The 1,848-nt window shown below is 73.1% G+C and carries 1 protein-coding gene; it reads left to right on the top strand.

Going from position 1 to position 1,848, the window contains the following annotated elements; genetic code table 11:
• The first annotated feature begins 87 nt into the window (after positions 1-87).
• Entirely contained in the window at positions 88-1,728 is a 1,641-nt protein-coding gene (locus QSK03_RS32830; protein ID WP_285660027.1) for a transposase, read from the top strand.
• Positions 1,729-1,848 lie beyond the last annotated feature (120 nt).

The raw sequence follows: 1,848 nt of genomic DNA, 5'->3' as shown, positions 1-1,848 counted from the left end.
GATGGAGCCTGTTGCCAAATCGCGCGCCTTCGCCTGTCGATCTCGGGATCGGGGGAGGATCTTGGGGTGGCGAAGAGGTATCGGCCGGTGGATCGGGATCAGCGGTTCCTGCTGGCCCCGGACATGCGTGAGTGGCTGCCCGAGGATCATCTGGTGTGGTTCCTGCTCGACGTGCTCGCCGAGCTGGACACCACCGCGCTGCATCAGCGACCGCGGCGCCGCGATCAGGCCCCGGCCACCGGCTCGGCGGCCGGGCGGGCTGGCTATGACCCGGACATGCTGCTCGGGCTGTTGATCTACGCGTATGTGTGCGGGTACCAGTCCTCGCGGCGGGTCGAGCGGCTCTGCCACACCGATGTGGCGTTCCGGGTGCTCTGCGCCGGTGACATCCCCGACCACACGGTGATCGCCCGGTTCCGCGCCGCGCATCAGCAGGCGTTCACCGGCCTGTTCGCCCAGGTGCTGCGGCTGTGCGCCCGCGCGGGGCTCGGGCAGGTCGGCACGGTGGCCATCGACGGGTCGAAGTTCGCGGGCAACGCCTCGATCGCGGCCAACCACGACCGGGACTGGTTCGCCCGCCAGGCCACCGAACGCACCGCGGCCGCCGCGGGCACCGACGCCGAGGAGGACCGCGCCGCTCAGCTGCGTCTCGACCGTGGCGAAGACCCCAGCTCGGGAGGCAGCTCGGGAGGTGATCAGGTGCCCGAGCGGTGGAGCGGCACCGGTAGCGCCGGCGGCCCGGCCGGTGACCGGCGGGCCCGGATCCGTGCCTGCCTCGAGGAACTCGACGCCGCGCACGGCGCGGTGTCGGCCGAGCTCGCGACCCGGCACGCCAACGCCGAGGCCCGGCTCGCCGCGCGGCGGGCCGGTCTCGAGCGGATGCGCGCCGAGCAACAAGACAAGATCGACCGGTGGCGCACCGGATGGGCCAACCACCGCGCCCGCCCGACGTTCTACCTCGCGCCCCAGGGCGCCGAACCGGTCGCGGTCGAGCAGGCCGCACGAGTCCACCGCGCCGAGCACGCGGTGACCAAGGCCCAACAGGCGCTGGCCGCCGCCGAGCACGCCCTGACCGAAGCCCGGACCGGAGCCCGGACCGGAGCCTCGGCCGCGAACCGCGTGCCCAAGCGCAATCTCAGCGACCCCGACTCGCGGCTGATGACCAGCAAACGCGGCTGGGTGCAGGGCTACAACGCCCAGTTCGCGATCACCGCCGACCAGCTCGTGCTGGCCACCACGGTCACCCAGAACCCCGTCGACACCACCGCCTTCGAACCCATGCTCGCCGCCGCAGTCGCCGCCGCCCGCGACATCGCCACCCTCGCCCGCCCCGACGAACCCCTCGGCGAGCACGGCGGCATCGCGCTGGTCCTGGCCGACGCCGGCTACGCCAGCGACACCAACCTCACCGTCCCCGGCCCGGACCGGCTCATCGCGCTGGGCAAGACCCGCGACCAGCACCGCGACGCCCGCGAGCGTCCCGCCCACGGCGACCCGCCCGCCGGGGCCACCGCCCGCCAGGTGATGGACCACCGGCTACGCACCCCCGAAGGGCACACTGCCTACAAACGCCGCGGCGCCACCGTCGAACCCGGCATCGGCAACATCAAGAAACTGCTCCCGGCCATCACCCGACGCGGCCTGCCCGCCGCCACCGCCGAGATCACCCTCGCCGCCCTCGCGCACAACCTGCGCAAGCTGTTCACCGCCGGACCGGCCACCACCTGACCCGCCAGGGACATCTCAGGCACCCCCGACACCGTCACACCACCGACCCCGACCGCGAGCAGCACCCGAAGCATCAACCCGCCCGAGCGTCCAAGCGATTAGGCAACGGGCTCGATGTGA

The organism is Actinomycetospora sp. NBRC 106375, from assembly GCF_030269665.1.
In the GTDB taxonomy this organism is placed as follows: domain Bacteria; phylum Actinomycetota; class Actinomycetes; order Mycobacteriales; family Pseudonocardiaceae; genus Actinomycetospora.
This window is presented reverse-complemented; position numbering and strand designations above follow the sequence as displayed.